The sequence below is a fragment of the Variovorax brevis genome, from assembly GCF_030317105.1.
GTDB lineage: Bacteria > Pseudomonadota > Gammaproteobacteria > Burkholderiales > Burkholderiaceae_C > Variovorax > Variovorax brevis.
On record NZ_JASZYG010000004.1, the window covers coordinates 294417 to 320382 of the forward strand.

General features: G+C 66.6%; 25 protein-coding genes. 21 read left to right on the forward strand and 4 right to left on the reverse strand.

The annotated features are described in order from the left end of the window. Positions 1–13 precede the first annotated feature (13 nt). From nirB to QTI66_RS14250, 9 genes are all read left to right on the forward strand, one after another. Positions 14–2524, forward strand: a complete 2511-nt coding sequence (gene nirB, locus QTI66_RS14210; RefSeq protein WP_286560878.1) for a nitrite reductase large subunit NirB — start codon at positions 14–16, stop codon at positions 2522–2524. A gap of 16 nt (positions 2525–2540) precedes the next feature. Then, on the forward strand, positions 2541–2969 hold the full coding sequence (gene nirD / locus QTI66_RS14215) for a nitrite reductase small subunit NirD (RefSeq protein WP_286560403.1): 429 nt from the start codon (positions 2541–2543) through the stop codon (positions 2967–2969). Between the two features lie 124 nt (positions 2970–3093). Then, a complete protein-coding gene (locus QTI66_RS14220; RefSeq protein WP_286560404.1) occupies positions 3094–5925 on the forward strand; it encodes a nitrate reductase in 2832 nt (943 codons plus the stop codon). Positions 5926–5972: 47 nt separating this feature from the next. Continuing rightward, positions 5973–6926, forward strand: coding sequence for a DNA-binding protein YbiB (ybiB, locus tag QTI66_RS14225; RefSeq protein WP_286560405.1), 954 nt, complete (start codon positions 5973–5975; stop codon positions 6924–6926). Beyond that, the gene (cobA, locus tag QTI66_RS14230) at positions 6923–7720 is read left to right on the forward strand and encodes a uroporphyrinogen-III C-methyltransferase (RefSeq protein WP_286560406.1); all 798 of its coding nucleotides are present in this window, start codon (positions 6923–6925) and stop codon (positions 7718–7720) included. Before ybiB ends, cobA begins: the two co-directional genes overlap by 4 nt. A gap of 52 nt (positions 7721–7772) precedes the next feature. Next, positions 7773–8984: a BaiN/RdsA family NAD(P)/FAD-dependent oxidoreductase gene (locus tag QTI66_RS14235; RefSeq protein WP_286560407.1), complete on the forward strand. Its 1212-nt coding sequence runs from the start codon at positions 7773–7775 to the stop codon at positions 8982–8984. Positions 8985–9121: 137 nt separating this feature from the next. Beyond that, positions 9122–9334, forward strand: coding sequence for a 30S ribosomal protein S21 (rpsU, locus tag QTI66_RS14240; RefSeq protein WP_007833691.1), 213 nt, complete (start codon positions 9122–9124; stop codon positions 9332–9334). 134 nt (positions 9335–9468) lie between these two features. Next, positions 9469–9918 (forward strand): GatB/YqeY domain-containing protein, encoded by a 450-nt coding sequence (locus QTI66_RS14245; protein WP_286560408.1) that lies wholly within the window; start codon positions 9469–9471, stop codon positions 9916–9918. After that, a complete protein-coding gene (locus tag QTI66_RS14250) occupies positions 9918–10388 on the forward strand; it encodes an NUDIX domain-containing protein (protein WP_286560409.1) in 471 nt (156 codons plus the stop codon). The genes QTI66_RS14245 and QTI66_RS14250 overlap by 1 nt, the downstream gene beginning before the upstream one ends. On the opposite strand, the gene pmbA is transcribed toward QTI66_RS14250, so the two are convergent. After that, positions 10360–11730, reverse strand: a complete 1371-nt coding sequence (gene pmbA / locus QTI66_RS14255; RefSeq protein ID WP_286560410.1) for a metalloprotease PmbA — start codon at positions 11728–11730, stop codon at positions 10360–10362. The two genes, QTI66_RS14250 and pmbA, sit on opposite strands and share 29 nt — an antisense overlap. Before the next feature lie 90 nt (positions 11731–11820). Between pmbA and yjgA the strand changes: the two genes are divergently transcribed. Further along, the gene (gene yjgA, locus QTI66_RS14260; protein ID WP_286560411.1) at positions 11821–12477 is read left to right on the forward strand and encodes a ribosome biogenesis factor YjgA; all 657 of its coding nucleotides are present in this window, start codon (positions 11821–11823) and stop codon (positions 12475–12477) included. Then, complete coding sequence (gene mog, locus QTI66_RS14265) at positions 12474–13067, forward strand: molybdopterin adenylyltransferase (RefSeq protein ID WP_286560412.1); 594 nt, start codon at positions 12474–12476, stop codon at positions 13065–13067. Before yjgA ends, mog begins: the two co-directional genes overlap by 4 nt. 249 nt (positions 13068–13316) lie before the next feature. On the opposite strand, the gene QTI66_RS14270 is transcribed toward mog, so the two are convergent. Beyond that, a complete protein-coding gene (locus QTI66_RS14270; protein WP_286560413.1) occupies positions 13317–13829 on the reverse strand; it encodes an Lrp/AsnC family transcriptional regulator in 513 nt (170 codons plus the stop codon). A gap of 174 nt (positions 13830–14003) precedes the next feature. On the opposite strand from QTI66_RS14270, the gene QTI66_RS14275 reads away from it, so the two are divergent. After that, on the forward strand, positions 14004–15152 hold the full coding sequence (locus tag QTI66_RS14275; RefSeq protein WP_286560414.1) for a saccharopine dehydrogenase family protein: 1149 nt from the start codon (positions 14004–14006) through the stop codon (positions 15150–15152). 56 nt (positions 15153–15208) lie between these two features. Further along, a complete protein-coding gene (gene amaB / locus QTI66_RS14280) occupies positions 15209–16714 on the forward strand; it encodes an L-piperidine-6-carboxylate dehydrogenase (RefSeq protein WP_286560415.1) in 1506 nt (501 codons plus the stop codon). 17 nt (positions 16715–16731) lie between these two features. Here the strand turns inward: amaB and cysE are convergent, their stop codons facing one another. Both cysE and QTI66_RS14290 read right to left on the reverse strand, forming a co-directional pair. Beyond that, on the reverse strand, positions 16732–17499 hold the full coding sequence (gene cysE / locus QTI66_RS14285; RefSeq protein ID WP_286560416.1) for a serine O-acetyltransferase: 768 nt from the start codon (positions 17497–17499) through the stop codon (positions 16732–16734). A 31-nt stretch (positions 17500–17530) separates the two neighbouring features. Next, positions 17531–18295, reverse strand: a complete 765-nt coding sequence (locus QTI66_RS14290; RefSeq protein WP_286560417.1) for an RNA methyltransferase — start codon at positions 18293–18295, stop codon at positions 17531–17533. 125 nt (positions 18296–18420) lie between these two features. On the opposite strand from QTI66_RS14290, the gene QTI66_RS14295 reads away from it, so the two are divergent. From QTI66_RS14295 to QTI66_RS14330, 8 genes are all read left to right on the forward strand, one after another. Then, entirely contained in the window at positions 18421–19443 is a 1023-nt protein-coding gene (locus QTI66_RS14295) for an inositol monophosphatase family protein (protein ID WP_286560418.1), read from the forward strand. 41 nt (positions 19444–19484) lie between these two features. Beyond that, positions 19485–21680 carry an FUSC family protein gene (locus tag QTI66_RS14300; RefSeq protein WP_286560419.1) on the forward strand — a complete coding sequence of 732 codons (2196 nt, stop codon included), beginning with the start codon at positions 19485–19487 and terminating at the stop codon, positions 21678–21680. Then, positions 21677–22789 carry a mechanosensitive ion channel family protein gene (locus QTI66_RS14305; protein WP_286560420.1) on the forward strand — a complete coding sequence of 371 codons (1113 nt, stop codon included), beginning with the start codon at positions 21677–21679 and terminating at the stop codon, positions 22787–22789. The genes QTI66_RS14300 and QTI66_RS14305 overlap by 4 nt, the downstream gene beginning before the upstream one ends. A 74-nt stretch (positions 22790–22863) precedes the next feature. Further along, on the forward strand, positions 22864–23220 hold the full coding sequence (locus QTI66_RS14310; protein ID WP_286560421.1) for an RT0821/Lpp0805 family surface protein: 357 nt from the start codon (positions 22864–22866) through the stop codon (positions 23218–23220). Between the two features lie 149 nt (positions 23221–23369). Then, positions 23370–23675, forward strand: a complete 306-nt coding sequence (locus QTI66_RS14315) for a plasmid stabilization protein (protein ID WP_286560422.1) — start codon at positions 23370–23372, stop codon at positions 23673–23675. A gap of 16 nt (positions 23676–23691) precedes the next feature. Then, entirely contained in the window at positions 23692–24690 is a 999-nt protein-coding gene (locus QTI66_RS14320; protein WP_286560423.1) for an SDR family oxidoreductase, read from the forward strand. A gap of 2 nt (positions 24691–24692) precedes the next feature. Next, a complete protein-coding gene (locus QTI66_RS14325) occupies positions 24693–25082 on the forward strand; it encodes a hypothetical protein (RefSeq protein ID WP_286560424.1) in 390 nt (129 codons plus the stop codon). Between the two features lie 146 nt (positions 25083–25228). Next, on the forward strand, positions 25229–25876 hold the full coding sequence (locus QTI66_RS14330; RefSeq protein WP_286560425.1) for a flavin reductase family protein: 648 nt from the start codon (positions 25229–25231) through the stop codon (positions 25874–25876). Positions 25877–25966 lie beyond the last annotated feature (90 nt).

Consider the following 25966-nt stretch of genomic DNA (forward strand, 5'->3'; position numbering starts at 1 on the left):
GAAGACCACGATGATGAAAAAGATGAAACTGGTTCTGGTGGGCAACGGCATGGCCGGCGTGCGTGCGGTCGAAGAGCTGATCAAGCTCGCGCCCGACCTCTACGACATCACGGTGTTCGGCGCCGAGCCGCACCCCAACTACAACCGCATCCTGCTGTCGCCCGTACTCGCCGGTGAGCAGACGGTCGACCAGATCATCCTGAACTCGTGGGAGTGGTATGCGGAGAACCACATCACGCTGCACGCCGGCAAGCTGGTGACCGAAGTGGACCGCGTGAAACGCATCGTGCGCGCCGAGGCCGCGGACGGCAGCATCGTCGAAGCCGCGTACGACCGGCTGCTGCTGTGCACCGGCTCCAACCCCTTCATCCTGCCGGTGCCTGGCAAGGACCTGAAGGGCGTGATCGCCTACCGCGACATCGCCGACACCCACACGATGATCGAGACCGCCAAGACGCACAAGCATGCGGTCGTCATCGGCGGCGGCCTGCTCGGCCTCGAAGCCGCCAATGGCCTGATGCTGCGCGGCATGAGCGTGACGGTGGTGCACGTCAACGCATGGCTCATGGAGCGCCAGCTCGACGACGTGGCGGGTGGCCTGCTGCGCAAGTCGCTGGAAGCGCGCGGCCTCAACTTCCTGCTGAACGCGCAGACGCAGGAACTGGTCGACGACGGCCAGGGCCGCGTCAAGGCCGTGAAGTTCAAGGATGGCAGCGAGGTGCCGGCCGACCTGGTCGTGATGGCCGTCGGCATCCGCCCGAACACGACGCTCGCGGAATCGATGCGCCTGCATTGCAACCGCGGCATCGTGGTGAACGACACGATGCAGACGGTGACCGACGCGCGCATCTACTCGGTGGGCGAGTGCGCGGCGCATCGCGGCATCGCTTACGGGCTGGTGGCACCGCTCTTCGAGCAGGCCAAGGTCGCGGCCAATCACCTGGCGCAGTTCGGCATCGGGCGCTACATGGGTTCCCTGACATCGACCAAGCTCAAGGTGACGGGCATCGATCTCTTCAGCGCGGGCCAGTTCATGGGCGGCGAAGGCACCGAGGAAATCGTGATGAGCGATCCCTTCGGCGGCGTCTACAAGAAGCTCGTGATCAAGGACGACAAGCTGGTCGGCGCCTGCCTGTACGGCGACACGGTGGACGGCAGCTGGTACTTCAAGCTGCTGCGCGACGGCCGCAGCGTGGGCGACATCCGCGACAAGCTGATGTTCGGCGAATCGAACATCGGCGACACCGGGCACGAGGGCAACAAGAGCGCGGCCACGATGCCCGACGAAGCCGAGGTGTGCGGCTGCAACGGCGTGAGCAAGGGCACGATCTGCAAGGCGATCAAGGACAAGGGCCTGTTCACGCTGGACGAGGTGAAGAAGCACACCAAGGCCAGCGCAAGCTGCGGCTCATGCACCGGGCTGGTCGAGCAGATCCTGATGTTCACCGCGGGCGGAGACTACTCGGCCGCACCGAAGAAGAAGGCGATCTGCGGCTGCACCGACGCGAGCCACAAGGACGTGCGTGATGCCATTCGCGCACAGAAATTCCTGACGCACGCGGAGGTGTTCGAAGGCATGGGCTGGCGCACGCCCAACGGTTGTGCAAGCTGCCGGCCTGCCGTCAACTACTACTTGATCAGCACTTGGCCCAAGGAAGCGAAGGACGATCCGCAAAGCCGCTTCATCAACGAGCGCAGCCACGCGAACATCCAGAAGGACGGCACCTATTCGGTGATCCCGCGCATGTGGGGTGGCCACACGACGCCGGACGAGTTGAGGCGCATCGCCGATGCGGCCGACAAGTACAAGATCCCGACCGTCAAGATCACTGGCGGGCAGCGCATCGACCTGCTGGGCGTGAAGAAGGAAGACCTCGCCGGCGTGTGGAAGGACATCGGCATGCCGAGCGGCTTTGCCTACGGCAAGTCGCTGCGCACGGTGAAGACCTGCGTGGGCAGCGAGTGGTGCCGCTTCGGCACGCAAGACTCCACCCAGATGGGCAAGGACCTGGAGCATGCGCTGTGGGCGATGTATTCGCCGCACAAGGTCAAGTTGGCCGTGTCGGGCTGCCCGCGCAATTGCGCCGAGGCCGGCATCAAGGACGTGGGCGTGATCGGTGTGGACTCCGGTTGGGAGATTTATGTGGGCGGCAATGGCGGCATCAAGACCGAGGTCGCGCAGTTCCTCGTGAAGCTCAAGACGAGCGAGGAAGTGATGGAGTACACGGGGGCCTTTCTGCAGTTGTACCGTGAGGAAGGCTGGTATCTGGAGCGCACGGTGCACTACATCTCGCGCGTCGGCCTGGACCACGTAAAGAAAAAGATCGTTGAAGACGCCGCGTGCCGCAAGGCGCTGTGGGAGCGTCTGCAGTTCGCGCTCGATGGCGAGCCCGATCCGTGGTTCGAATCGACCCGTGCGCAAGTGGACGTTCGCCAGTTCACGCCGGTGGCCGAAGTGCCGCTGACTTTCATGCCCAAGTCAGCGATCAGCGACGCCGAAGCGCCTGCGCTGCAGGACAGCTGACCCCATGGAGGCAACGATGAGCGAATGGACAACCATCTGCCGTGTGGACGATATCCCGGTGCTGGGTGCACGCCGCGTGGCGCGCCCGGCGGGCGTGGCCGTGGCCGTGTTTCGCAACAGCCAGGACGAGGTGTTCGCACTGCTGGACCGCTGTCCACACAAGGGTGGGCCGCTGTCCCAGGGCATCGTGTTCGGCACCAGCGTGGCGTGCCCGCTGCACAACTGGACCATTGGGCTGGATGACGGATGCGCGAAGCAACCCGATGAAGGCTGCACGCCGAAGTTTGTGTGCAAGGTCGAAGGTGGACAGGTGATGCTCGATGCGCGCGAACTGGCAACGCATGCGCTGGATCTGGAGGCACCGCGGGCCGGACCCGGGAGGGCGGCGCCTGCGGGGCCGTTGGGTGATGAGACGTTTGATGTGCAGGCACCTCATGGCCACTGACTTCTTTCTCTTTCTCCTTCCCCTCCCGGGGGAAGGCCGGGATGGGGGCACGACTGCGCATCTTTCATCGCCGTGTGCCCCCACCCCCACCCCCACCCTCCCCCGGGAGGGGAGGGAGTAAGACATGCGCGAAACCAGATCCACCTGCCCCTACTGCGGCGTCGGCTGCGGCGTGATCATCGAATCGCAGGGCGACCAGATCACCGGCGTGCGCGGCGACCCCGAGCACCCGGCCAACTTCGGCCGCCTGTGCACCAAGGGTTCGACCCTCCACCTCACCGCAAGCCAGGAAGTCACGCACCAGACGCGCCTGCTCCAACCAATGCAGCGGTCCGAGCGCAACGCCGCACCACAGGCAACGACGTGGAACCACGCCCTCGACACCGCCGCCGACAAGTTCGCCCAGGTCATCCGCGACCACGGCCCCGATGCCGTCGGCTTCTACGTCTCCGGTCAGTTGCTCACCGAGGACTACTACGTCTTCAACAAGCTCGCGAAGGGCTTGATCGGCACCAACAACATCGACACCAACTCGCGCCTGTGCATGAGCAGCGCCGTGGCGGGCTACAAGAAGACGCTGGGCGCCGACTCGCCGCCCGCGTGCTACGACGACTTCAAGGATGCGCAGTGCCTCTTCATCGTCGGCAGCAACACGGCGTGGGCGCACCCCATCCTGTTTCGCCGCATCGAGGACGCCCGGCGCGCCAACCCGGCGATGAAGATCATCGTGGCCGACCCGCGGCGCACCGACACGGTGGAGATCGCCGATCTGTTCCTGCCCATCCAGCCGGGCACCGACGTGATGCTGTTTCACGGCATGCTGCACCTGATGCTGTGGGAAGGCTGGACGAATCCCGGGTACATCGCCGCGCACACCAACGGCTTTGACGCCCTCAAGACCACCGTCCGCGAATGCACGCCCGACAAGGTGGCACAGGTGTGCGGCATCGACAAGGCGGATCTGCTCGAAGCGGCGCGCCTGTTCGCGACATCGGCCGCGACGCTGAGCCTGTACTGCCAGGGCCTGAACCAGTCGTCGAGCGGCACCGCCAAGAACGCGGCGCTGATCAACCTGCACCTGGCGAGCGCGCAGATCGGCAAGCCCGGCGCTGGCCCCTTCTCGCTCACGGGGCAGCCCAACGCGATGGGCGGGCGCGAAGTGGGCGGTCTTGCCAACCTATTGAGCGCGCATCGCGACCTGGACAATCCGCAGCATCGAGCCGAAGTGGCTGCGCTGTGGGGCGTGCCCGAGGTGCCCGCCACCCCGGGCAAGACAGCGGTGGAGATGTTCAACGCCGTGGCCGACGGCCAGATCAAGGCGCTGTGGATCGCGTGCACCAACCCGGCCCAGTCGATGCCCGACCAGGCCACGGTGCGTCGCGCGCTCGAACGCTGCGAGTTCGTCGTCGTGCAGGAAGCCTTTTCGACCACCGCCACCTGTGCCTACGCCGACCTGCTGTTGCCGGCCACAACCTGGGGTGAGAAGACCGGCACCGTGACCAACAGCGAGCGGCGCATTTCGCGCGTGCGGCCGGCTGTGTCGGCACCGGGCGCCGCACGACACGACTGGTCTGCGGCAGTGGACTTCGCGCAGCGCCTGGAGGCCCGCCTGCCCAGACGCACCACGGCAGCGACGCTCTTTCCCTACGCGCTCGACCACGAAGCGGGCGCCGAGGCCATCTGGAACGAGCACCGCGAATCCACGCGCGGGCGCGACCTGGACATCACGGGCCTGAGCTGGGCCATGCTCGACGCGCAAGGCCCGCAGCAGTGGCCCCTGCCCGAAGGTGCTCACACCGGCCGCGTTCGCCTGTACGAAGACGGCGTGTTCCCCACGGAGGACGGGCGTGCCCGCTTTGTCGACACGCCCTACAAGCCCGTGGCCGAGCAGCGCGAGGCGCGATTTCCCTTCTCGCTCAACACCGGCCGCCTGCGCGACCAGTGGCACGGCATGAGCCGCACCGGCACGCTGGGCCGCCTGTTCGGCCATGTGCCTGAGCCAGTCGTCCAGATGAACGGCCAGGACATGGCGCGCCGCCAGATCAAGGATGGCGATCTGGTCTACCTGACTTCGCGCCGTGGCGCCATCGTGCTGCCCGCCCAAGCCAGCCCCGAGGTCGGCCTGAGCCAAGCCTTCGTCGCCATGCATTGGGGCGAGGAGTACCTGAGCGGCCGCTCCTCCATCGGCGAGCCGCTGGCCGGCATCAACGCGCTGACGAGCCCCGCCTTCTGCCCCGACTCGAAGCAGCCCGAACTCAAGCACGCGGCCGTCAAGATCCTCAAGGCCGAGCTGCCCTGGTCCTTGCTCGCGGCGGCGTGGCTGCCCGGACACGCGGCGCTCGAAACACTGCAGACGCTGCGCGGCCTGATGAAGCGCTTTGCATTTGCTAGCTGCGTGCCTTTCAGCAACGGCAGCGCATTGGCTGGTGGGGACGCGCAACGCACTGGCGTGCTGTTCCGCGCCGCCGCCCACGAAGCAGCGCCGGACGAATTGCTGCAGGAAATCGAAAATCTCCTGGGCCTGGCCGGCGCCTTCACCTTGCGCTATGCCGATGCCCGCCATGGACAGCGGCGCGCGGCCCGGCTGGTGCGAAGCGGCGGCGACCAGGACGATGCACACCTGGAAGGCTTTCTTCTCGCCGGCGACACGCGCGCCGAGGCCTGGATCAAGACCCTGCTGCAGGAGCAGTTGCCCGCGCAAGCCTTCGGCCGCCAACTGTTGCGTCCCGGCTCGACGGCGCCGGAAGGCGTCTCGGCACGGGGAAAAATCGTGTGCAGCTGTTTCGGCGTCACAGAGACCGCGATTGGCGACACCCTTCGAGGATGCACCGGCAACGACGCAGAGCGTCTCGACGCGCTGCAAGGCCGGCTGAAATGCGGCACCAACTGCGGCAGTTGCCTGCCCGAACTCAAGCGCATGGTGCGCGCCAGCGCCCCCGAAGCCGCCAAGGCATAAGCCAATGCATGAATTGGCATAACGCTTGCAGGACAATCCCCACACCCATGGGAATCAGCCAATACATCAAGGAAATCGGCCGCGGCGCGCGCGGTGCGAAGCCGCTCACGCGAGAACAGTCCACCGATCTGTTCGGACAGGTGCTGGACGGCACCGTCACCGATCTGGAGATTGGCGGCTTCTGTCTGGCCATGCGCATCAAGGGCGAGACGCCCGACGAGATGGCCGGCTTCCTCGACGCAACCCATGCGCGCTTGAAGCGCTTTCCGGCGACGCCGCAACCGCTGGTGGTCATCCCAAGCTACAACGGCGCGCGCAAGCTGCCGGTGCTCACGCCCTTGCTGGGCCTGTTGCTGGCGCGCGAGGGGCTTCCGGTGCTCATCCACGGCAGCCAGACCGAATCGCGCCGCGTCACGGCGCCGGCGGTGCTCGACGCCATGGGCGTGCACGCGCTGCAAGAGGTGCGCGCCATCCAGGGCGGCGAACTCGCACACGTCGCCACGCAGACCCTCTGCCCTGGTTTGAAGCGCCTGCTCGACGTGCGCCAGGTCGTGGGCCTGCGAAACCCGGCGCACAGCGTGGTCAAACTCATGCAACCGGCGCTCGGCCCCAACCTGGTCATCAGCAGCTACACGCATCCTGAATACGCACGCTCGATGGCCGACACCTTCGATCTGCTGCAGATGAACGCCCTGCTCTCGCGCGGCCTCGAAGGCGAAAGCGTGGCCGATCCGCGCCGCACCGCGCAGGTGGACGGCTTCATTCACGGCCAGCGCATCGAACTGCAGGCGCAGCAGGCCGGCACGCTGTCCGATGTGCCCGGGCTGCCGGACGCCATCGACCTGCAAAGCACGGTCGACTACACGCAACGCGTGCTCGACGGCACGGCCCCCGTTCCCGAAGCCATCTCACGGCAGGTGGCCCACATCAAGAAGCTGCACGCCCTGCTGATGGCGCAGCCGCAACCCGAACCCCAAGCGACCGTCCTGGACCCCGCATGAACACGACACCCCTTCAAGGCACCTGCACGCTCGTGGGCGCCGGCCCCGGCGACCCGGACCTGCTCACGCTCAAGGCCGTCAAGGCCATCCAGTGCGCCACGGTGCTGCTGGTGGACGACCTGGTCAACGACGAAATTCTTGCGCATGCGCGCGACGACGCACGCATCGTCTACGTGGGCAAGCGCGGCGGCTGCAAGAGCACCCCGCAGGCCTTCATCGAGAAACTGATGATCACCGCGGTGCGCGAGGGCGAGCACGTGGTGCGCCTGAAGGGCGGCGACCCCTTCATCTTCGGGCGCGGCGGCGAAGAGGTGGAGCACCTGCGCGATGCGGGCATCGAGGCGAGCGTCATCAACGGCATCACCTCGGGGCTGGCGGCGGTGACTGCGCTCAACGTTCCGCTCACGCACCGCGATCGCGCCCAAGGCGTTGTCTTCATGACCGGCCACGCCAAGACGGGCCGCAGCGCCGGCGAAAAAGCCACCGACTGGCGGGCCATCGCCGCGATGGCCCATCAGGCGCGGCTCACGCTGGTGATCTACATGGGCGTGTCGGGCGCAGCGCACATCCAGCACGGGCTGCTGGGCGGCCTGCCCGGCAGCACGCCGGTGGCCATCGTCCAGCACGCCAGCCTTCCGCAGGAGCGCCACGTGGTCAGCACGCTCGAACGCATGCACGAGGCGCTGTCGCACTCCGGCATGGCGAGCCCGGCGGTGATCGTCGTGGGCGACGTCATTCGCGGCATGGCGGCGGCGGCCGCGCAACCCGGGGAAATCCGCGCACGCCACGGCTGAGTGGCCGCAGCCGCGGATGCCTGGCGCCGGCTGAGGTAACTTCTGCCCCTCCATGACAGAAAACTCCTCCTTTGACGCCATCGTGATAGGTGCCGGCGCTGCCGGCCTTTTTTGCGCCGCACAGGCGGGCCAGCGCGGCAAGAAGGTGCTGCTGCTCGACCACAACGAGCGCATTGCCGAAAAAATCCGCATCTCGGGCGGCGGCCGCGCCAACTTCACCAACCGCGACCTCGACGTGCGCGCTCCGCAGCGCCACTTCATCGGCGACAACCCGAACTTCTGCCGCTCGGCACTTTCGCGCTACACGCCGCAGCACTTCATCGAACTCGTGCAAAAGCACGGCATCGCGTTCCACGAAAAGCACAAAGGCCAGCTTTTCTGCGACGGCCCGTCCCAGCAGATCATCGACATGCTGCTGGCCGAATGCGCGGCCGGCGGCGTGACGCACTGGCAGCCGTGCAAGGTGGGCGAGATCGGCTTTTCCGACGGCGACGGCTACCGCGTGGGCACGGCGCGCGGCACGGTGCAGGCGCCGCGTGTCGTGATCGCGACGGGCGGCCTGTCCATTCCGCAGATCGGCGCCAGCGACTTCGGCTACCGCGTAGCCACCCAATTCGGCCTGCGCGTGGTCTCGCCCCGCCCCGCCCTCGTGCCGTTGACCTTCGGCGGCGAAGGCTGGGTGCCGTACGCCGACCTGGCGGGCCTCGCGCTGCCGGTGCAAATCGAAACTGGCAGCAAGAAGGAGCGCATGAGCTTCCTGGAAGACCTGCTTTTCACCCACCGGGGGCTTTCCGGCCCCGGCGTGCTGCAGATCTCCAGCTACTGGAAGCCCGGCGCCCCGCTCACGATCGATTTCGCGCCGGGCGTGCAGATCGGCTCGGCCCTGTCCGAGGCCAAGGCGCGCTCGCGCAAGCTGATCGCCAACGAGTTGTCGTCCCTCGTGCCCTCCCGCCTGGCCGACGCCTGGGTGAAACAGGATGCAGCCTTGGCCCGCCCCATCAACGAGGCGGCGGACCGCGCCCTGGCTGCATTGGCCGAGCGCATCACGCGCTGGCAGATCACGCCCAGTGGCACAGAGGGTTACAAAAAAGCCGAGGTCACAGCCGGCGGCATCGACACGCGGGACTTATCGTCGCAAACCCTGGAATCGAAGCAGCCGGGCCTGTACTTCATCGGAGAGGTCGTCGACGTCACGGGCTGGCTGGGGGGCTACAACTTCCAGTGGGCCTGGGCGAGCGCCGCGGCCTGCGCGGCAGCCCTCTGACACCAAGTTCCCGGTTCTGGTTATAATGTTGGGCTAACTTCTGGCCTTGCCTCAACGGCCGCAAAAGATTTCAGTTGAGGAACCCCCGGTTCTGGGCCTCGATCTCCCTGAGCCAACATTCAAATCAACGATTCCTGATGACCACCATTCGCGTTAAAGAAAACGAGCCCTTCGACGTCGCACTGCGCCGTTTCAAGCGCACCATCGAAAAGCTCGGCCTGCTGACCGACCTGCGCGCCCGCGAGTTCTACGAAAAGCCGACCGCCGAGCGCAAGCGCAAGAAGGCAGCCGCCGTCAAGCGTCACTACAAGCGCGTGCGCAGCATGCAGCTGCCCAAGAAGCTGTACTAAGCAGCTTGGCGAGTGCTTGGCTACCCACCGCGGGTCGCAACAAGCACAGCAGCCGCAAGCCCAAGCCGCCTCAGGGAAACCTGTCGCGGCTTTTGTTTTTTCTGCCAGAACAAGAATCCAACAGGACCCAAGCCATGAGCCTCAAAGACCAGATCACCGAAGACATGAAGACCGCGATGCGCGCCAAGGACTCCGAGCGCCTTGGCACCATCCGCCTGCTGCTCGCCGCCCTCAAGCAGAAGGAAGTCGATGAGCGCGTGGAACTGGACGACGCGATGGTCGTGGCCATCGTCGACAAGCTGGTCAAGCAACGCAAGGACTCGGTCGCGGCCTTCACGCAGGGCGGTCGCATCGACCTGGCCGACAAGGAAGCCGCCGAAATCAAGGTGCTGGAGGTCTACCTGCCCCAGCGCATGGGCGCCGACGAGATCGCTGCCGAAGTCAAGGCCATCGTGGCCGAGCTGGGCGCCAGCGGCCCCGGCGACATGGGCAAGGTGATGGGCGCCGTCAAGACGCGCCTGGCCGGCAAGGCCGACATGGGCGCGGTCAGCGCCGCGGTCAAGGCTGCCCTGACCGGCGCCTGATGCCGCGCACCGTCGTCCCCAAGGCCTGCGCGTGCCTCGTGGACGCGCAGGGCCGCCTGCTGGTGTTCCACCACCCCGGCGACCGCAACATGCAGTTGCCCAAGGGCACGGTCGAGCCCGGCGAGGCGCCCGAAGACGCGGTCCGGCGCGAACTGCTCGAAGAATCGGGCATCGATTTCAAGGGACCGCTGCAGTTCCTGGGCACCATGGAGCGCGAATGCCGTGCCGGCGTCGAAGGCAACGCCTTCCGCCACGCGCAACTCTGGCACCTGTACCTGATGCGTGCCGAAACGGAACTGCCCGAAACCTTCGAGCACGAGGCCGTTGGCAGCCCCGAAGAGGAAGGCCTGGTCTTCAGCTTCTCGTGGCTCGCGCCGCACGAAGAGCCCAAGGGCTTCAAGAAGCCCTACCTGCGCGCCATCGCGAGGGCGCGCGAGGCCCTCAGCTCCCCGCCACCTTCATCCGGTTGATGAGGATCGAGCCGGTCGTCTTGGCGCCGTAGTTGTACGTGTCGGCGCCGACGGCCTGGATGCCCATCAGCATCTCCTTGAGGTTGCCGGCAATGGTGATCTCTTCCACCGGGAAGGCGATGCGGCCCTTCTCGACCCAGAAGCCGCTCGCGCCACGCGAATAGTCGCCCGTCACGTAGTTGACGCCCTGCCCCATCAGTTCGATCACGAAGAGGCCCGTGCCCAGCTTTTCAAGCATGGCGTCGAGGTTGTCGCTTGCCTTGGTGAGCTTCGAACGCAGCGTGAGATTGTGCGATCCGCCGGCGTTGCCGGTGGTCTTCATGCCCAACTTGCGCGCCGAGTAGGTGCTCAGGAAATAGCCTTCGAGCCGGCCCGCATCGACGATCTTGCGAGCCTTGGTGGTCACGCCTTCGTCGTCGAAGGGCGCGCTGCCCTTGCCGCGCAGGATGTGCGGGTCTTCGTCGACGCTGATGTGCTTGGGCAACACCTGCTTGCCCAGCGAATCGAGCAGGAAGGTGCTCTTGCGGTACAGCGCACCGCCGCTCGTTGCCTGCGTGAGCGAACCCAGCAGTCCAGCCGCCAGGGGCGACTCGAACAGCACCGGGCATTCGACCGTCTTGATCTTGCGCGATTTCAGGCGGCTGAGCGCCCGTTCCGCTGCGTAGCGGCCGATGGCTTGCGGGCTGGCCAGTTCGTCGGCCGAGCGCATCGAGCTGTACCAGGCGTCGCGCTGCATTTCGTCGCCCTTGCCGGCAATCGGCGCCACCGAAATGGAGTGGCGCGAGCTGGCGTAGCCGCCGCGAAAGCCGTGCGTGTGGGCGCTGAAGAAATGGCTCTGCTGGGCCGAGACCCCGGCGCCTTCGCTGTTGGTGATGCGCTTGCTGGTGCCCAAAGCCGCCGCTTCGCATTCCAGCGCAATGGCCGCGGCCTGTTCGCTGGTGACGCTCCACGGGTGGAACAGGTCGAGTTCGGGCTGCTCCTTGACGATGTCGTCTTCGTCCGGAAGGCCGCCCACCGGGTCTTCCGCGGTGAAGCGGGCGATGTCGTAGGCGGCCTGCACCGTCTGCATGATGGCGGCTTCGGAGAAGTCCGAGGTGCTGGCGTTGCCGCGGCGGGTGCCGACGTAAACGGTCACGCCCAGGGATTTGTCGCGGTTGCGTTCGACGTTCTCCAGTTCGCCCTTGCGGACGGAGACGCTCAGGCCGCAGCCCTCGGAGGCCTCCGCGCCGGCGTCGGTGGCGCCCAGCTTCCTGGCATGGGCCAGGGCGGTGTCGACCAGGTTTTCAAAGTATGAGCGGCTGTAAGCGAAGCCGCCCTCGGCGCGCGAGGAAGATGTAGACATGTGGAGGACAATGATACTTGTGACCCTCCATCCTGTGCCCACCTTGTGCCCGTCCCGTGCCGCGAGGCCGGGCCAATACTGAATCTGCTCATGTCCCGCAAACCCAAAAAAGGCTATTTCGTCCGAGGCCAGTTCGTGGCCGAAGGCAGCGAACTCGACCTTGAACTCAAGCGCGAACTCAAAGGCAGCGACTCGGCGAGCAAGACCGACCTCAAGCGCGAAAGCGCCGAACTGCAGGCGCTCGGCGAGGCTTTGCTGACCCTGCGCGCGGGCCTCTTCGACAAGCTCGACATCACCGAAAAGCTGCGCGACGCGATCGTCGAAGCCCGCAAGATCACCAATTTCGAAGGCAAGCGCCGCCAGATGCAGTTCATCGGCAAGCTGATGCGCCTGCAGGAACCCGCGGTGCTCGACCAGGTCCGGGCCGCGCTCGACGAACAGGACCGCCCGAGCGCCGAGGCGACCCAAGCGCTGCACGAAGCCGAGTTGTGGCGCGACAGGCTCATCGTGGACGACGACGCAGTCGGCGGCTGGATCGAAACCCACCCCTCCACCGACGCCCAGCAACTGCGTGCCCTCGTGCGCCAGGCCCGCAAGGACCTGAAGGCCGGCCCGCCCGGCGAGGCGCCGCGCCAAGGTCGCGCCTACCGCGAAATCTTCCAGATCGTGCGCGAGCAACTGGCCGTGCATGGCGGCGCCGACCTGGCGGCCGAAGCTGCCGAGGAAGAGCGGGAGCACGACGCATGAATTCGAAATTCGACCCTGTACGCATCGGCATCGTCTCCATCAGCGACCGCGCTTCCAGCGGGACCTATGAAGACAAGGGCCTGCCCGCCCTGCGCGACTGGCTTTCGCGGGCCTTGAAGAACCCCATCACGTTCGAACCGAAGCTGATTCCTGACGAGCAGGCGCTGATCAGCCAGGCGCTGATCGAACTGGTCGACGCGGGTTGTGCGCTGGTGCTGACCACGGGTGGAACCGGCCCTGCGGCGCGCGACGTCACGCCTGAAGCGACGCTGGCCGTGGCCGACAAGGAGATGCCGGGCTTTGGCGAGCAGATGCGTCAGATCAGCCTGCACTTCGTGCCGACGGCGATCCTGTCGCGCCAGGTGGCGGTGATTCGCAGAAAGAGCCTGATCATCAACTTGCCGGGGCAGCCGAAGTCGATCGCGGAGACGCTGGAAGGGCTGCGTGATGCTGAAGGCAAGTCGGTGGTGCCGGGCATCTTTGCCGCGGTGCCCTATTGCATCGACTTGATTGGCGGGCCTTATCTGGAAGCGGATGCGGCGGTTTGCAAGGTGTTCAGGCCGAAGGCAGCGATTCGGACCTTCGATTGAGATTCTTGCTCCTCTCCCCTCCGGGGAGAGGTTGGGAGAGGGGCATGCGGCGTTTGTAGAGGCTGCACTTCATCAACCGCCCAGTGCCCTCACCCCGGCCCTCTCCCGGAGGGAGAGGGAGCAAGACAAGTCATGGCGCCGCCACGTCCGCGTGTGATTGTTTTGACCCCCTCGCCCCTCCGGGGTGAGGGTTGGGGTGAGGGGCGTGGGCGGTGGATCAGCCACGGACCTATCAACCGCCCGGAGCCCTCACCCCAGCCCTCTCCCGGAGGGAGAGGGAGCAAGACGCCCGTCTCCACTATCAGTGAGCGAGGGAGCAAGCATGCGGCGGTCGATCTTGCGGCTCAGGACGATGGATGTCTGGGTTTGATGCACGCCTTCGATCTGCCCCAACCGGTCCAGCAGCTTGTCCAGTTGCTCGGGTGTCTCGCAGCGCAAATGAATCACGTAGTCGAACGCCCCGCTCACCGCCCAAGCCGCCTCTACCTCCGGTAGCCGCTCAAGCGCAGCAATGACCGCCGACGCGCGCCTTGCATCGACGCTCACGCTGCAGAAAGCGCGAACGGCAGCCTGCTCCATCGGCTGCCCCAAGCGCACGCCGTAGCCCGCCACGATGCCTTCGCGTTCCAGGCGCGCGATGCGGGCGACCACCGTGGTGCGGGCGATCTTCAGCTTGCGTGCCAGGTTGGCCGCCGACTCGCGGGCATTGGCCTGCAGCAGGGTCAGGAGGTGACGGTCGAGGTCATCGAGTTGTAATTCCACGGCGCGAACTTGCAGCAAAAAAATCCATTGTGGCGCCTTGCCCATCCAAGTCGACGAAGGGCGTCGTCACAACGACGAAGGAAGCTGCCGGTTCGACGATCTGCTCCCTACCGCCTGACAGCCTTCAAACCTAGACTTCCTTCACAGGGCAACGGTGCCCTCGGGAGAAGCAACATGACAAATCAGCAGATCGACAAGGTTTTGGTTTTGGGTGCCGGCAAGGTCGGCAGCACGGTGGCGGACATGATCGCGCAGTATCACGGCTTGCCCGTGACGCTCGCGGACGTCAAGCCGCACAAGGGCGACGCGCAGGAAGAGTTGGTGCGCAAGATCGTGCTGGACGTGGAGGACGACCAGGCCCTTCATGGCGCGCTCCGCGCGCATTCGGCCGTCATCAACTGCCTGCCGTTCTATCACGCCAAGCGCATCGCGACCGCAGCCGCTGCGCGCGGCGTGCACTACTTCGACCTCACCGAGGACGTGGCTGCAACGCAGGCGATTCGCGACATCGCGCGCAACACCACCTCGATCCTGATGCCGCAGTGCGGCTTGGCGCCCGGCGTGATCGGCATGCTCGGCGGCCATCTGGCGAGCCACTTCGACGAGTTGTACGACCTGCGCCTTCGCGTCGGCGCGCTGACGCGCAACGCCACAAACAGCCTGCGCTACAACTTCACGTGGAGCATCGACGGCGTGATCAACGAGTACTGCAATCCGTGCGACGCCATCGTCAACGGCCAGCAAGTGTCGGTGCAGCCGCTGGAGGGCCACGAGACCTTCACGCTGGACGCGGAAGCCTTCGAAGCCTTCAACACCTCGGGCGGCCTCGGCACGCTGTGCGAGACCTTGAAGGGCAAGGTGAGGAACCTCGACTACAAGACCATCCGCTACCCCGGCCATCGCGCCGCCATGGATTTCCTGCTGCATGACCTGCGCCTGATCGAGCAGCGCGACTTGCTGCGCCAGGTGCTCGAACATGCGGTTCCGCACAGCCGCGAAGACGTCGTGATCCTGTTTGCCTCGGCGTCGGGCATGCGCGACGGCCGCTTCGAGCAGGAGACACGGGCGAGCCGCGTGTTCGGCAGCGTATTGCGCGGCAAGGAGCGCACTGCGATCGAGTTGACGACTGCCGCTGGCGTCGTGGGCGTCTTCGAACTCATGCGCCAAGGCAAGCTGCCGGCGAGCGGCTTTGTCGGACAGGAACATGTGCCGCTGCGCGAGTTCCTGGCGACCCGGGTTGGCCACTACTACAAGGGACTGGACACAGGGGTCGGCCTGCTGCCCATGGACAATGAAGCGGTGCGCGAGCCCGCACACGCCTGATCGAATGGCGCGCCGCCGGAGCGCGCCACGCACCAACGAATCAAGGGAACCACGACATGAACGAATTGCAATCCGTCTTGCAACGCTGCGGCTTTGCGCAGCATGAAGTCCAGGGCGGCTCGCTCGGTGTCCGTTCGGCCGTCGACGGCGCGGAGCTGGCCAAGGTGCACGAGACGCCCGCCTCGCAGATGCAGGAAATCATTGACCGCTCGAAGGCTGCGTTCCTGCAATGGCGCAACGTGCCGGCACCGGTGCGCGGCGAGCTCGTGCGCCTGTGGGGCGAAGAGTTGCGCAAGGCGAAGCAGGACATCGGCTACGTCGTGTCGATCGAAGTCGGGAAGATCCTGCAAGAGGGCCTCGGCGAAGTGCAGGAAGGCGTCGACATCTGCGAGTTCGCGCTGGGGCAATCGCGCCAGCTCTTTGGCAAGACCATCGTGTCGGAGCGGCCGGGGCACCGGATCATGGAGCAATACCATCCGCTCGGCCCGGTGGCCATCATCACGGCCTTCAACTTTCCGAGCGCGGTGTTTGCGTGGAATGCCGCGCTGGCGCTGGTGTGCGGCGATCCGGTGATCTTCAAGCCTTCGGAGAAGGCGCCCTTGTCGGGTCTTGCGACTTTCAAGGCGCTGGAGCGCGCGATCGAACGCTTTGGCGACCGGGCACCCGAGGGCCTCGCGCAGATCGTCATTGGCAAGGCGCCGCTGGCCGAGGCGCTGGTGGAAAGCCCGTCGATCGCGCTGGTTTCCGCGACCGGCTCCACGCGCATGGGCCGCGCCGTCGGCCCCAAGGTGGCGGCCCGGTTCGGCAAGCGGATCCTTGAACTCGGCGGCAACAACGCCATGGTCGTCACGCCGGCTGCGGACCTTGACCTGGCCCTTCGCGCCATCCTCTTCAGCGCCGTGGGCACTGCGGGCCAGCGCTGCACTTCGCTGCGGCGGCTCATCGTGCACCGCAGCGTCAAGGATGTGCTGCTTGAAAAACTGGTGAAGGCCTATGGCACGCTGCGTGTCGGCAACCCATTGGAAGCGGGCACGCTGGTCGGGCCGCTCATCGACGAGGCGGCCTTCAACGCCCTGCAAGCGTCGATCGGCGCGGCCAAGGACCAAGGCGGAAAGCGGCTGACCGGCGGCGGTCGCGCGCTTGCCAAGGAGTTTCCGAACGCCTTCTACGTGCAGCCCGCAATCGTCGATATGCCGGCGCAAACCGGGATCGTGCGCCACGAAACCTTCGGCCCCCTGCTCTACGTGCTGACCTACGAAGACTTCGAGAGCGCCATCGAGATGCACAACGACGTGCCGCAAGGCCTGTCGTCCTGCATCTTCTCGAACGACATGCGCGAGGTCGAGACCTTCATCTCCGCGGCGGGTTCGGACTGCGGCATGGCCAACGTCAACATCGGGCCCAGCGGCGCCGAGATCGGTGGCGCTTTCGGGGGCGAAAAGGAAACGGGCGGCGATCGGGAAAGCGGGTCGGATTCGTGGAAGCAGTACATGCGGCGGACCACCAACACGATCAACTTCTCGCGGGAGTTGCCCCTGGCGCAGGGGATCAGCTTCGGCTGAAACCCCCGGCGCGCAGGCTACTTCCCCACCAACTCCGTCAGCTTCTTCGCCTCGAAGCACTCTTCACGCGCCGCTTCATCCGGCACGCAATCGCGCCCTGGTTGCTGCGAGAGCTTCTCCAGCGCCTGCCAGATGAGCGCGATCTGGTGTTCTTGCGACGATGCGTTGTCGATCAACCCGCGCATCGCCAGCGACAGCGGATCGTCGCTCTGCGTCACGCCATAGGCCGAGAACTTCTCTTCGCCCGGAACCTGTGCGCGCGCGGCGTCGCCGGCCGGGATGATGCGCGCCGGAATGCCGACCGCCGTGGCGCCCGCCGGCACCGGCCGCGTCACCACCGCGTTGGAGCCGATGCGCGCACCGTCGCCCACGGTGAAGCCGCCCAGCACCTTCGCGCCGGCCCCGACCACCACGTCGCGTCCCAGCGTCGGATGCCGCTTGGCGCCCTTGTAGAGCGAGGTGCCGCCCAGCGTCACGCCCTGGTAAATCGTGCAGCCATCACCGATCTCCGCCGTTTCGCCGACGACCACGCCCATCGCGTGGTCGAAGAACACGCGGTCACCGATCTTCGCGGCCGGGTGGATCTCGATCCCGGTGATCCAGCGCGAGAAATGCGCGATGAACTGGCCGATCCACTTCAGGCCACGGTTCCAACACCAGTGCGCCGCGCGGTGCAGCCTCACGGCATGGAAGCCGGGGTACAGCGTCAGCACTTCCCAGGCCGAGCGGGCGGCCGGGTCGCGCTCGAGGATGCAGCGGATGTCGGATTGCAGGCGTGCAAACATCGTTCAGTGATATCGATATGGGACGCGCAGTCTATCGCTCGTCGCTATCGCTTGCTGGCTGCGGGGGCTCCTTGCCCGAGTCGGGCCGGTGCGGGTCGACCATCGCCTTGGCGATGCCGCGCAGGATGTGGATTTCCTCCGGCGTGGGTTGGGCGCGGTTGAACAGTTGCTGCAGCCGCGGCATCAACTTCTTGGGCGCCTGCGGGTCGAGAAAGCCGATCTGCACCAGCGAACGCTCCCAGTGTTCGAGCATGCCGGCAACTGCCTTGGCGTCAGCCGCGGGATTCGGCGTGACGGCCTCGCGCACTTCGAAGCCGCCCAGCGCCTGCCGCCATTCGTAGGCAATGACCTGGATCGCCGCGCCCAGGTTCAGGGAGCCGAAGTTCGGATCGGTGGGAATGGTCAGGGCGACATTGCAGCGATACACGTCCTCGTTGCGCATTCCGAATCGCTCGGAGCCGAAGAGAAAGGCCACGTGCTGGTCGGATTGGGCCAACTCACCCAGATGCTCGCGCGGCGTGCGCGTGGGTGGTCCGAAGTCGCGCGGGATCATGGCCGTGGCGCACAGGTGGGTCACGCCGTCGAGTGCTTCGTCCAGCGTTTCGACGATGCGCGCCTTGGCCAGCACGTCGAGCGCACCACTCGCGCGCTGGATGGTTTCCTCGCGCCGCAAGACATTGGCCCAGCGCGGCGCAACGAGCACGAGGTCGTCGAAGCCCATGGTTCGCAAGGCACGTGCGGCGGCGCCGACGTTGCCGGCGTGGCTGGTCTGGATGAGGATGAATCGGGTACGCATGGGAAGCGAAGAGCTGCAACGACCTGTAAATGGTCGGTCCGGGTAAAATCGGGGCCAATTGTCGCCGCCCGCATCGCCGAGCCGCATCTTCGGCCTTCCCGCCTGCCCGTTCTTCACACAATCCAATGTCGTCCAACCTGCATCCCATGCTCAACGTGGCCATCAAGGCCGCACGCGCCGCCGGCGCCATCATCAACCGGGCCGCGCTCGACGTCGAAGCGGTGCGCATCTCGCAAAAGCAGGTCAATGACTTCGTCACCGAAGTCGATCACGCGAGCGAAGCCGCCATCATCGAGACGCTGCTCACCGCCTACCCCGGCCATGGCATCCTGGCCGAGGAATCGGGCACCCAGCATGGCGCGCAGGATTCGGATTACGTGTGGATCATCGATCCGCTGGACGGCACCACCAACTTCATCCACGGCTTTCCGGTGTATTGCGTGTCGATCGCGCTGTCGGTCAAGGGCAAGATCGAGCAGGCCGTCATCTACGACCCGAGCCGCAACGACCTCTTCACCGCCACCAAGGGCCGCGGCGCCTACATGAACGACCGGCGCCTGCGCGTGAGCAAGCGCACCAAGCTCACCGAGTGCCTCATCTCCACGGGCTTCCCTTTCCGCACGGGCGACAACTTCAAGCAGTACCTGGCCATCATGGCCGACCTGATGCCGCGCGCCGCCGGCCTGCGCCGCCCCGGTTCAGCCGCCCTCGACCTCGCCTACGTGGCGGCAGGCTTCTCGGACGCTTTCTTCGAAACCGGCCTCAACATCTGGGACATCGCGGCGGGCTCGCTGCTGGTCACCGAAGCGGGTGGCCTCATCGGCAATTTCACGGGCGAGCCTGACTTTCTCGATCAGCGCGAATGCCTGGCCGGTGCGCCGCGCATCTACGGCCAGCTCGTGCCGCTGCTGGCCAAGTACTCCAAGTTCGCCGGCGTGGACGACAAGATGCGCGCCTCGGACCGCATCCGCGCCGTGACCGCCGGCAATGCCGACGACGCCACCTACGCCCGCTCCACGGTGAGCCTGCAGCAGCCCGAGGCCGAAGGCGGCGAGCAAGCTGCACCCGCCCCTGCGCCGGCAACGCGCAAGCTCACGCGCGTGCGCACCGAAGCCCCGACTCCCACGGATCCTTCTTCGGCTGAGTGATGCAGGCGCAGCGCGCCGCGGCGCGACGTACTCGCGCGGCGATGCGCGTCGCCCTGAGCTACTACATCGCCAACGGCCTGTCGGTCGCCATCGGTCTGGCGGTCATTTCCGCGGGCGTTCACCTGGCGCTGGGCGTTGCGGCCGGTGCCGCGGCCTCCGTCGGCGTCATCGTCTGCGCGCCGCCCGACATGGCGGCACCCCGGCGCGGCAAGTTCTTCACCATGCTGCCGGCGCCGCTCATCGGCCTGCCGCTATTTTTTGCCGTGCAGATGCTGCACACGCGTCCACTGCTGCTGGGCTTGGTGCTGGTGCCGGCCACCTTCCTCGCCTTCCTGGCCATGGCGTGGGGCAAGCGGGGCATTCCCATCGCCATTGCGGTGATGTTCTCGATGATCTTCTCAATGGCCACGCCGCCCTCCGAAAGCGCCACGCAGGCGCTGTGGACGACGGCGTATTTCGGCTTGGGCGCAGGCCTCTATGTACTCTGGGCGACGGCCGCGAATTCGCTGCTCAACGCGCGCTATCGGGTCCAATTCGTTGCGGACGTGCTGCTCACGCTGGCCGCGCTGATGCGCACGCAGGCGCGGCAGTTCGCCACGCGCGACGAGTCCGATGACGTGCGCGAGACCCATGCACCGCTGCTCGGCCAGTTGCTGAGCAACCAGGCGGCGCTGGCCGACCAGCTGCAGGCCGCACGCGACATCGTGCTCGAATCGCCTCGCACGGCCCGGCGCCAGCAGCTGTCGGCCATGCTCATGGTCGTGCTGGAAATGCGCGACCACCTGGTGGCCAGCGAACTCGACCTGGATGCCCTCAAGGCCCATCCGGGCGGCGCACAGGCGCTGGCCGAGCTGCGGCACGTCGTCGAGGAGCTGGCCGGCGAAACTGCCGCGCTGGCCGACGCCCTGCTGCAGGGCCGCACGCCCGAATCGCCGCTGGACCGCCGCCCCGTGCTGGCCGACATCCGTCTGCCACAAGATGACTCGCCCACCGATGGCCGCATGGGCCCGACCCCCGCCGTGCTGGCACGCGGCATGGCCAACCGCATCGGGCACCTGAACGACGAAGTCATGAAGCTCGCGCTGCTCGCGCGTGGCGAGCGCGAGCCCGACCTCGCCGTGGTGCGTGCCAGCTGGAAGATGTTCGTGAGTCCGACGTCCTGGTCGATCGCGCCATTCCTCACCGTGTGGCGCTGGGATGCGCCGCCGCTTCGCCACGCCATCCGCGCGACGCTGGCCATGGCGGCGGGCTACGGCATCGCCCTGTTGCTGCCTTGGGGCTCGCACGACTACTGGATTCTGCTGACCATCGTGGTCGTGCTGCGCGGCAGCCTTTCGCAAACGCTGGAGCGGCGCAATCACCGCGTGGCGGGCACGCTGCTGGGCTGCGTGCTCGCCACCGCCCTGCTGGCGGCGCACCCCTCGCCGCTGGCGCTGCTGGCCTGCGTGACCATCGCGCAGGCGATCGCGCACGGTTTTGCGGTGCGCCGCTACCTCATCACCGCGGTGGCGGCGACCGTGCTGGGGCTGGTGCAGGCCCACGTGCTCAACGCCGGCGTGGCGCCGACCTTCGCCCTCTTCGAGCGCATTGCGGACACCTTGATCGGCGCCGGACTGGCCTGGGCCTTTTGCTATGTGCTCCCTTCGTGGGAACGCACCCAGCTGCCCATGCTGGTCACGCGCACGCTCAAGGCCCAGGCGCTGCACGCCAAGCTGGCGCTGGGCCTGGGTCAGCTGCGCGCCACCGACGACAGCACCGAGCTCGCATGGCGCCTGGCGCGGCGAGAAGCCTATGACAGCCTCTCGGCGCTGGTGCAGGCGACGCAGCGCTCGCTGTCCGAGCCGCGCGCCGTGCAGCCGCCACTGGGGCCGCTGGAACACCTGCAGGCGCACAGCTACCAGTTGCTCGCGCAACTGAGCGCGGTGAAGTCGATGCTTGTGCTGCGCCGCGACCGGCTCACGCCCGAGGAGATCGAAGGCCCCCTGGCGCGTACCGCGCAACGCATCGAGGACGCCCTGTGCGCGCGTCCGGCGGATTTGCCGGCCGAGCCGCCGCCCGCGGGCATTCCCGCGGCGAGCGCGGGCGGCCCGGTGCCGCTGCCCGATCCTTTCGACAACGACATCAGCCCCTGGTTGCTGCGCCGGCTCGACATGGCCACGCGCATTGCGTCGCAGGTGAGCGCCGACGCGGCACGCATTCTGCAGGCCAACGATCCGAGTTCCCAAGCGACGACATGAACAGCCAGATCATCCTGTCCCATCCGTGGTTTCCGCCCCTGCTGGCGGCCTTGATCGCCGTGCCTGTCGCGTTCATCGTCTATCGGATCGGCGGCTTGCTGCTCATGCGATTGACGCGCCAGCTGCCCGGTCTTCACATGATGGTCGACAAGTGCCGCTCGGCCGCGCGCTGGGTGCTTCCGCTGGTTGCGCTGCAATTGATCTGGGAAGGAGCGCCGGACGACCTGCGCGGCATGGGCAGCGTCCGGCATACCACCGGCCTGCTCCTCATCGCGACCGTGACCTGGCTGCTGGTGCGCGCCATCGCCGGGTTCACCGAAGGCTTCTTGTCGAAGCACCCGCCCACCGTCCAGGACAACCTGCAGGCCCGGCGCATCCACACCCAAGGCACCGTGCTCGCCCGCACCGCCATGACGGTGGTGACGGTGGCCGGCGGCGCCATGATGCTGATGACCTTTCCCGGCGCCCGCCAGGTGGGCGCGAGCCTGCTGGCATCGGCCGGCGTGATCGGCATCGTCGCCGGCCTGGCAGCCAAGCCGGTGTTCAGCAACCTCATTGCCGGACTGCAGTTGGCGCTGGCGCAGCCCATCCGCATCGACGACGTGCTGGTGGTCGAGGGGGAATGGGGCCGCGTGGAAGAAATCACCGGCACCTTCGTCGTGCTGCGCATCTGGGATGAGCGCTGCCTCATCCTGCCGCTGCAGTACTTCATCGAAAAGCCGTTCCAGAACTGGACGCGCAGCAGTTCGCAGTTGCTGGGCTCGGCCTTTTTCTACGTGGACTACGGCATGCCGCTGGCTCCGCTGCGGGCCGAGATGGAGCGCATCGTGCGCGCCGCGCCCGAGTGGGATGGACGTACCTTCGTGATGCAGGTGACCGACACCACCGAACGCACGATGCAGCTGCGCGTGCTGGCCACGGCGGCTTCGTCGGCGCTGGCGTTCGACCTGCGCTGCCGCATCCGCGAAGGGCTCATCGACTACATGCAGCGGGAGTACCCGCAGTTCCTTCCGCGCCTGCGCATCCAGAGCGACGCGGCCATGCCAACTGCCACGTCCAGTGCTGCGGCCGCGGTGGCGGGTGGCAAGGTGCTCACGCCGAACGGGTGACCGCGCCGCGCCGGCGCCGGTGACAGCCCGCCGGTTCCATGGACAATGCCTCCAGATCTTTCTGGAGAGTTGCCATGAGAAGAATTGCCGCGACGATGCTCGCACTCGCCGCCACCGTCGCCGGGCCGGCAGCCCACGCGGCGTCGGACCTCCTGTTCCTGAAGAACAGCCCCGCTTCCAAATTCAGTGCGGCCGACTTCAAGATGCTGCGCGGCGCAATCGACAAGTCGCTGGCCGGCGCACCGGAAGGCGAGGCGACGGAATGGAAGAACGACAAGACCGGCGCGGCCGGCACCGTCACCCCCGCTGGCGTCGACAGCGCCTCGCCCAAGTGCCGCAAACTGCGCATCGCCAACAGCTACAAGCTCATGAAAGACGAAGGCGTCTACACCTTCTGCCAAGGCAACACGGGGCAGTGGAAGCTGAGATAGCACCCAGCGCATAGCGCCGGCCGACGCGCTTCGCCTCGGCAATCCTGGCTCGCCGACCGCCACGTGTGGCGCGCTCCTACACGCGCGCATGACGGCGGGGGCAGCATGGCTTCTTTCCCGTCGAATGGACGGATGCGAAAGGAGTCGAGATGCCCAGAGGTGACAAATCCGCTTATACGGACAAGCAGAAACGCAAGGCCGAACACATCGAGCAAGGCTACGAGAAGCGCGGCGTTTCCGGCCCGGAGGCTGAACGTCGTGCGTGGGCCACCGTGAACAAGGAAAGCGGCGGCGGAGAAAAGAGCGGTTCCGGGCGCGGCAAGCCGGAAAACCACAGCGCGTCGCGCAAGGGCGGTCGCCTGGGTGGTCAGGCATCGGCGTCCCGCCCTGCGGCGGCGCGCTCGGCTTCGGCCAAGAAGGCCGCTGCCACCCGCAAGCGCCACGCGGCCTCCTGAACTCAGGTTGTTGCCCATGCCGAGTGCTCCCAAAACCACGACCGCCAAACCGAAGGCGGTCGCGAAACACCAGCGCGCCGTCCAGCGGACGCAAGACGCACATGACCGTGCCACACCCGCAGCGCGCAAGTCGAAGCGTGCGGTGCAGGCCGGGCCGCGTGACTACCCCACCCTGCCATTGCCCAGGCAGCATCTGCGCAAGCCCGGCACCGAGGCCGACATGGAACTGCGACCGCAGTTCCTGGCGCCCGACTACCGTGGCAGCGGCAAGCTCGCGGGCATGACGGCATTGATCACCGGCGGCGACTCGGGCATCGGGCGCGCCGTGGCGGTGCTGTTTGCGCGCGAAGGCGCGGACGTCGCCATCGTCTACCTCGACGAACACCTGGATGCCCAGGAAACGCAGATGCACGTGGAAGCCGAAGGCACGCGCTGTCTGCTCATCCCCGGCAACCTGGGCGACCCGGCTTTCTGCGAGGAAGCGGTCAAGAAGACGGTGAAGGCCTTCGGCAAGCTCGACATCCTGGTCAACAACGCGGCATTCCAGTTGCACGCCACGGACATCGCCGACGTGACGGACGAACGGCTCGCCCTCACCCTCGACACCAACGTCGGCGGCTATTTCCGCATGGCGCGGGCGGCGGTGCCGCATCTGAAGGAAGGCTCCAGCATCATCAACACCGGCTCCGTGACAGGGCTCGAAGGCAGTGCGCACCTGCTCGACTACTCGACCACCAAGGGTGCGATCCACGCTTTTACGAAGGCGCTCGCGAGCAACCTGCTGCCCAAGGGTATCCGCGTGAATGCGATCGCGCCCGGGCCGGTGTGGACGCCGCTCAACCCGGCCGATGCGCCGCCTTCCAAAGTCGCGCAGTTCGGGGAGCAGACCGACATGAAGCGCCCGGCCCAGCCCGAAGAACTGTCGCCGGCCTATGTGTTCCTTGCGTCACCCGTGTGCTCGGGCTACATCACGGGCATCGTGCTTCCCGTGACGGGCAGCGTGGGCGCGATATGAGCGTGTCGCGCGCCCTGCCCCCGCACCGCAAGCTCTCCAACTTCGAACCCCGCGCCCTCCGGACGCCGCATGCGGCAGCCCACCGCGGGGATCGCCTGGTGGACGACACCATCGCCGAACTTCTGCGCTTGCTGAAAGAACATTTCGGCATGGACGTCGTCTTTGCCTCGCGCGTCGACGATGGGCCGGCGCATGCCTTTGCGCCCGGCGCATTCGCTGCCGCACCGATCCGGCTGGCCAGCGGCCTTGTCCACGGCGTGCTTTACTACTTTGGCCTGACGCATGACGCCATCATGGGCGAGCGGGAAACGAAGCGCCTGGAGATGTCGGCTCGCCTGGCGGCGCGGCTCATCGACGGTGTCGAGGTGCACAGGGGCGCGTCGCTGGCGTAGGGACTGGGCGAGTTGGCGCGGCACGCATATTGCGTGGGCTGGATAATGTGAACAGACCTGCCTGGTTTTGTTCACAATTCCGTCTTGGCGTTGTTCACACCATCCAGCCGCGCTGCCCGGCGCCCATTTTTTTGCCCTCCAGCCCCATGACTGCCGGCCTCACCCAAATCGATTTCTCCACCATCACGGCCTACCAGCGCTACAAGCTCATGGCCAGCCTGATCGTGCCGCGCCCCATCGCCCTGGTCACGACGCAGAACGCCGATGGCGTCATCAACGCGGCGCCCTTCAGCATGTTCAACATGCTGGGCGAAGACCCGCCGATCCTGATGATCAGCATCAACAAACTGCAGGACGACCTGCTCAAGGACACCTCCGCCAACATTCTGGCCAATGGCGAGTTCGTGGTGCATATCGCCGACGAACCGATGGCCGAGCAGATGCACCGCTGTGGCGACAAGTTGCCCGCGACGCACAGCGAACTTGAAATGGTGGGCCTGACCTCGGCCCCGTCGAGCGCGGTGCGCCCGCCGCGCATCGTCGAGGCGCCGGTGGCCTTCGAGTGCCGCCTCTCGGAAAAGCTGGAGACGGCCAGCCGCCACATCTTCATCGGCGAGGTGCTCTGGCTGCACGCGCGCGAAGACCTGATCGACACCGAGCTGTACCGCGTGCGGCTGCAAAACTACTTTCCGGTGGCGCGTTTCGGCGCGAGCTACTACGTGCGCACGCGCGACCGCTTCTCGATGACCGACGCCAAGGGCGCGCCGGACAATTCGATCGATCAATTGAACTGACCAGGCCCTCATCGGACCCGATCCGGGTCTGCAGGACCATCCTCCGGCCGATGCGCCGGGCCGGGGCAGGCGCCGCCCGTATAGTTCTGG

Coding starts and splice junctions, on each gene's coding strand:
- nirB (WP_286560878.1), top strand. CDS start 14: ATGAAAAAGATGAAACTGGTTCTGGTGGGCAACGGCATGGCCGGCGTG.
- nirD (WP_286560403.1), top strand. CDS start 2,541: ATGAGCGAATGGACAACCATCTGCCGTGTGGACGATATCCCGGTGCTG.
- QTI66_RS14220 (WP_286560404.1), top strand. CDS start 3,094: ATGCGCGAAACCAGATCCACCTGCCCCTACTGCGGCGTCGGCTGCGGC.
- ybiB (WP_286560405.1), top strand. CDS start 5,973: ATGGGAATCAGCCAATACATCAAGGAAATCGGCCGCGGCGCGCGCGGT.
- cobA (WP_286560406.1), top strand. CDS start 6,923: ATGAACACGACACCCCTTCAAGGCACCTGCACGCTCGTGGGCGCCGGC.
- QTI66_RS14235 (WP_286560407.1), top strand. CDS start 7,773: ATGACAGAAAACTCCTCCTTTGACGCCATCGTGATAGGTGCCGGCGCT.
- rpsU (WP_007833691.1), top strand. CDS start 9,122: ATGACCACCATTCGCGTTAAAGAAAACGAGCCCTTCGACGTCGCACTG.
- QTI66_RS14245 (WP_286560408.1), top strand. CDS start 9,469: ATGAGCCTCAAAGACCAGATCACCGAAGACATGAAGACCGCGATGCGC.
- QTI66_RS14250 (WP_286560409.1), top strand. CDS start 9,918: ATGCCGCGCACCGTCGTCCCCAAGGCCTGCGCGTGCCTCGTGGACGCG.
- pmbA (WP_286560410.1), bottom strand. CDS start 11,730: ATGTCTACATCTTCCTCGCGCGCCGAGGGCGGCTTCGCTTACAGCCGC.
- yjgA (WP_286560411.1), top strand. CDS start 11,821: ATGTCCCGCAAACCCAAAAAAGGCTATTTCGTCCGAGGCCAGTTCGTG.
- mog (WP_286560412.1), top strand. CDS start 12,474: ATGAATTCGAAATTCGACCCTGTACGCATCGGCATCGTCTCCATCAGC.
- QTI66_RS14275 (WP_286560414.1), top strand. CDS start 14,004: ATGACAAATCAGCAGATCGACAAGGTTTTGGTTTTGGGTGCCGGCAAG.
- amaB (WP_286560415.1), top strand. CDS start 15,209: ATGAACGAATTGCAATCCGTCTTGCAACGCTGCGGCTTTGCGCAGCAT.
- cysE (WP_286560416.1), bottom strand. CDS start 17,499: ATGTTTGCACGCCTGCAATCCGACATCCGCTGCATCCTCGAGCGCGAC.
- QTI66_RS14290 (WP_286560417.1), bottom strand. CDS start 18,295: ATGCGTACCCGATTCATCCTCATCCAGACCAGCCACGCCGGCAACGTC.
- QTI66_RS14295 (WP_286560418.1), top strand. CDS start 18,421: ATGTCGTCCAACCTGCATCCCATGCTCAACGTGGCCATCAAGGCCGCA.
- QTI66_RS14300 (WP_286560419.1), top strand. CDS start 19,485: ATGCGCGTCGCCCTGAGCTACTACATCGCCAACGGCCTGTCGGTCGCC.
- QTI66_RS14305 (WP_286560420.1), top strand. CDS start 21,677: ATGAACAGCCAGATCATCCTGTCCCATCCGTGGTTTCCGCCCCTGCTG.
- QTI66_RS14310 (WP_286560421.1), top strand. CDS start 22,864: ATGAGAAGAATTGCCGCGACGATGCTCGCACTCGCCGCCACCGTCGCC.
- QTI66_RS14315 (WP_286560422.1), top strand. CDS start 23,370: ATGCCCAGAGGTGACAAATCCGCTTATACGGACAAGCAGAAACGCAAG.
- QTI66_RS14320 (WP_286560423.1), top strand. CDS start 23,692: ATGCCGAGTGCTCCCAAAACCACGACCGCCAAACCGAAGGCGGTCGCG.
- QTI66_RS14330 (WP_286560425.1), top strand. CDS start 25,229: ATGACTGCCGGCCTCACCCAAATCGATTTCTCCACCATCACGGCCTAC.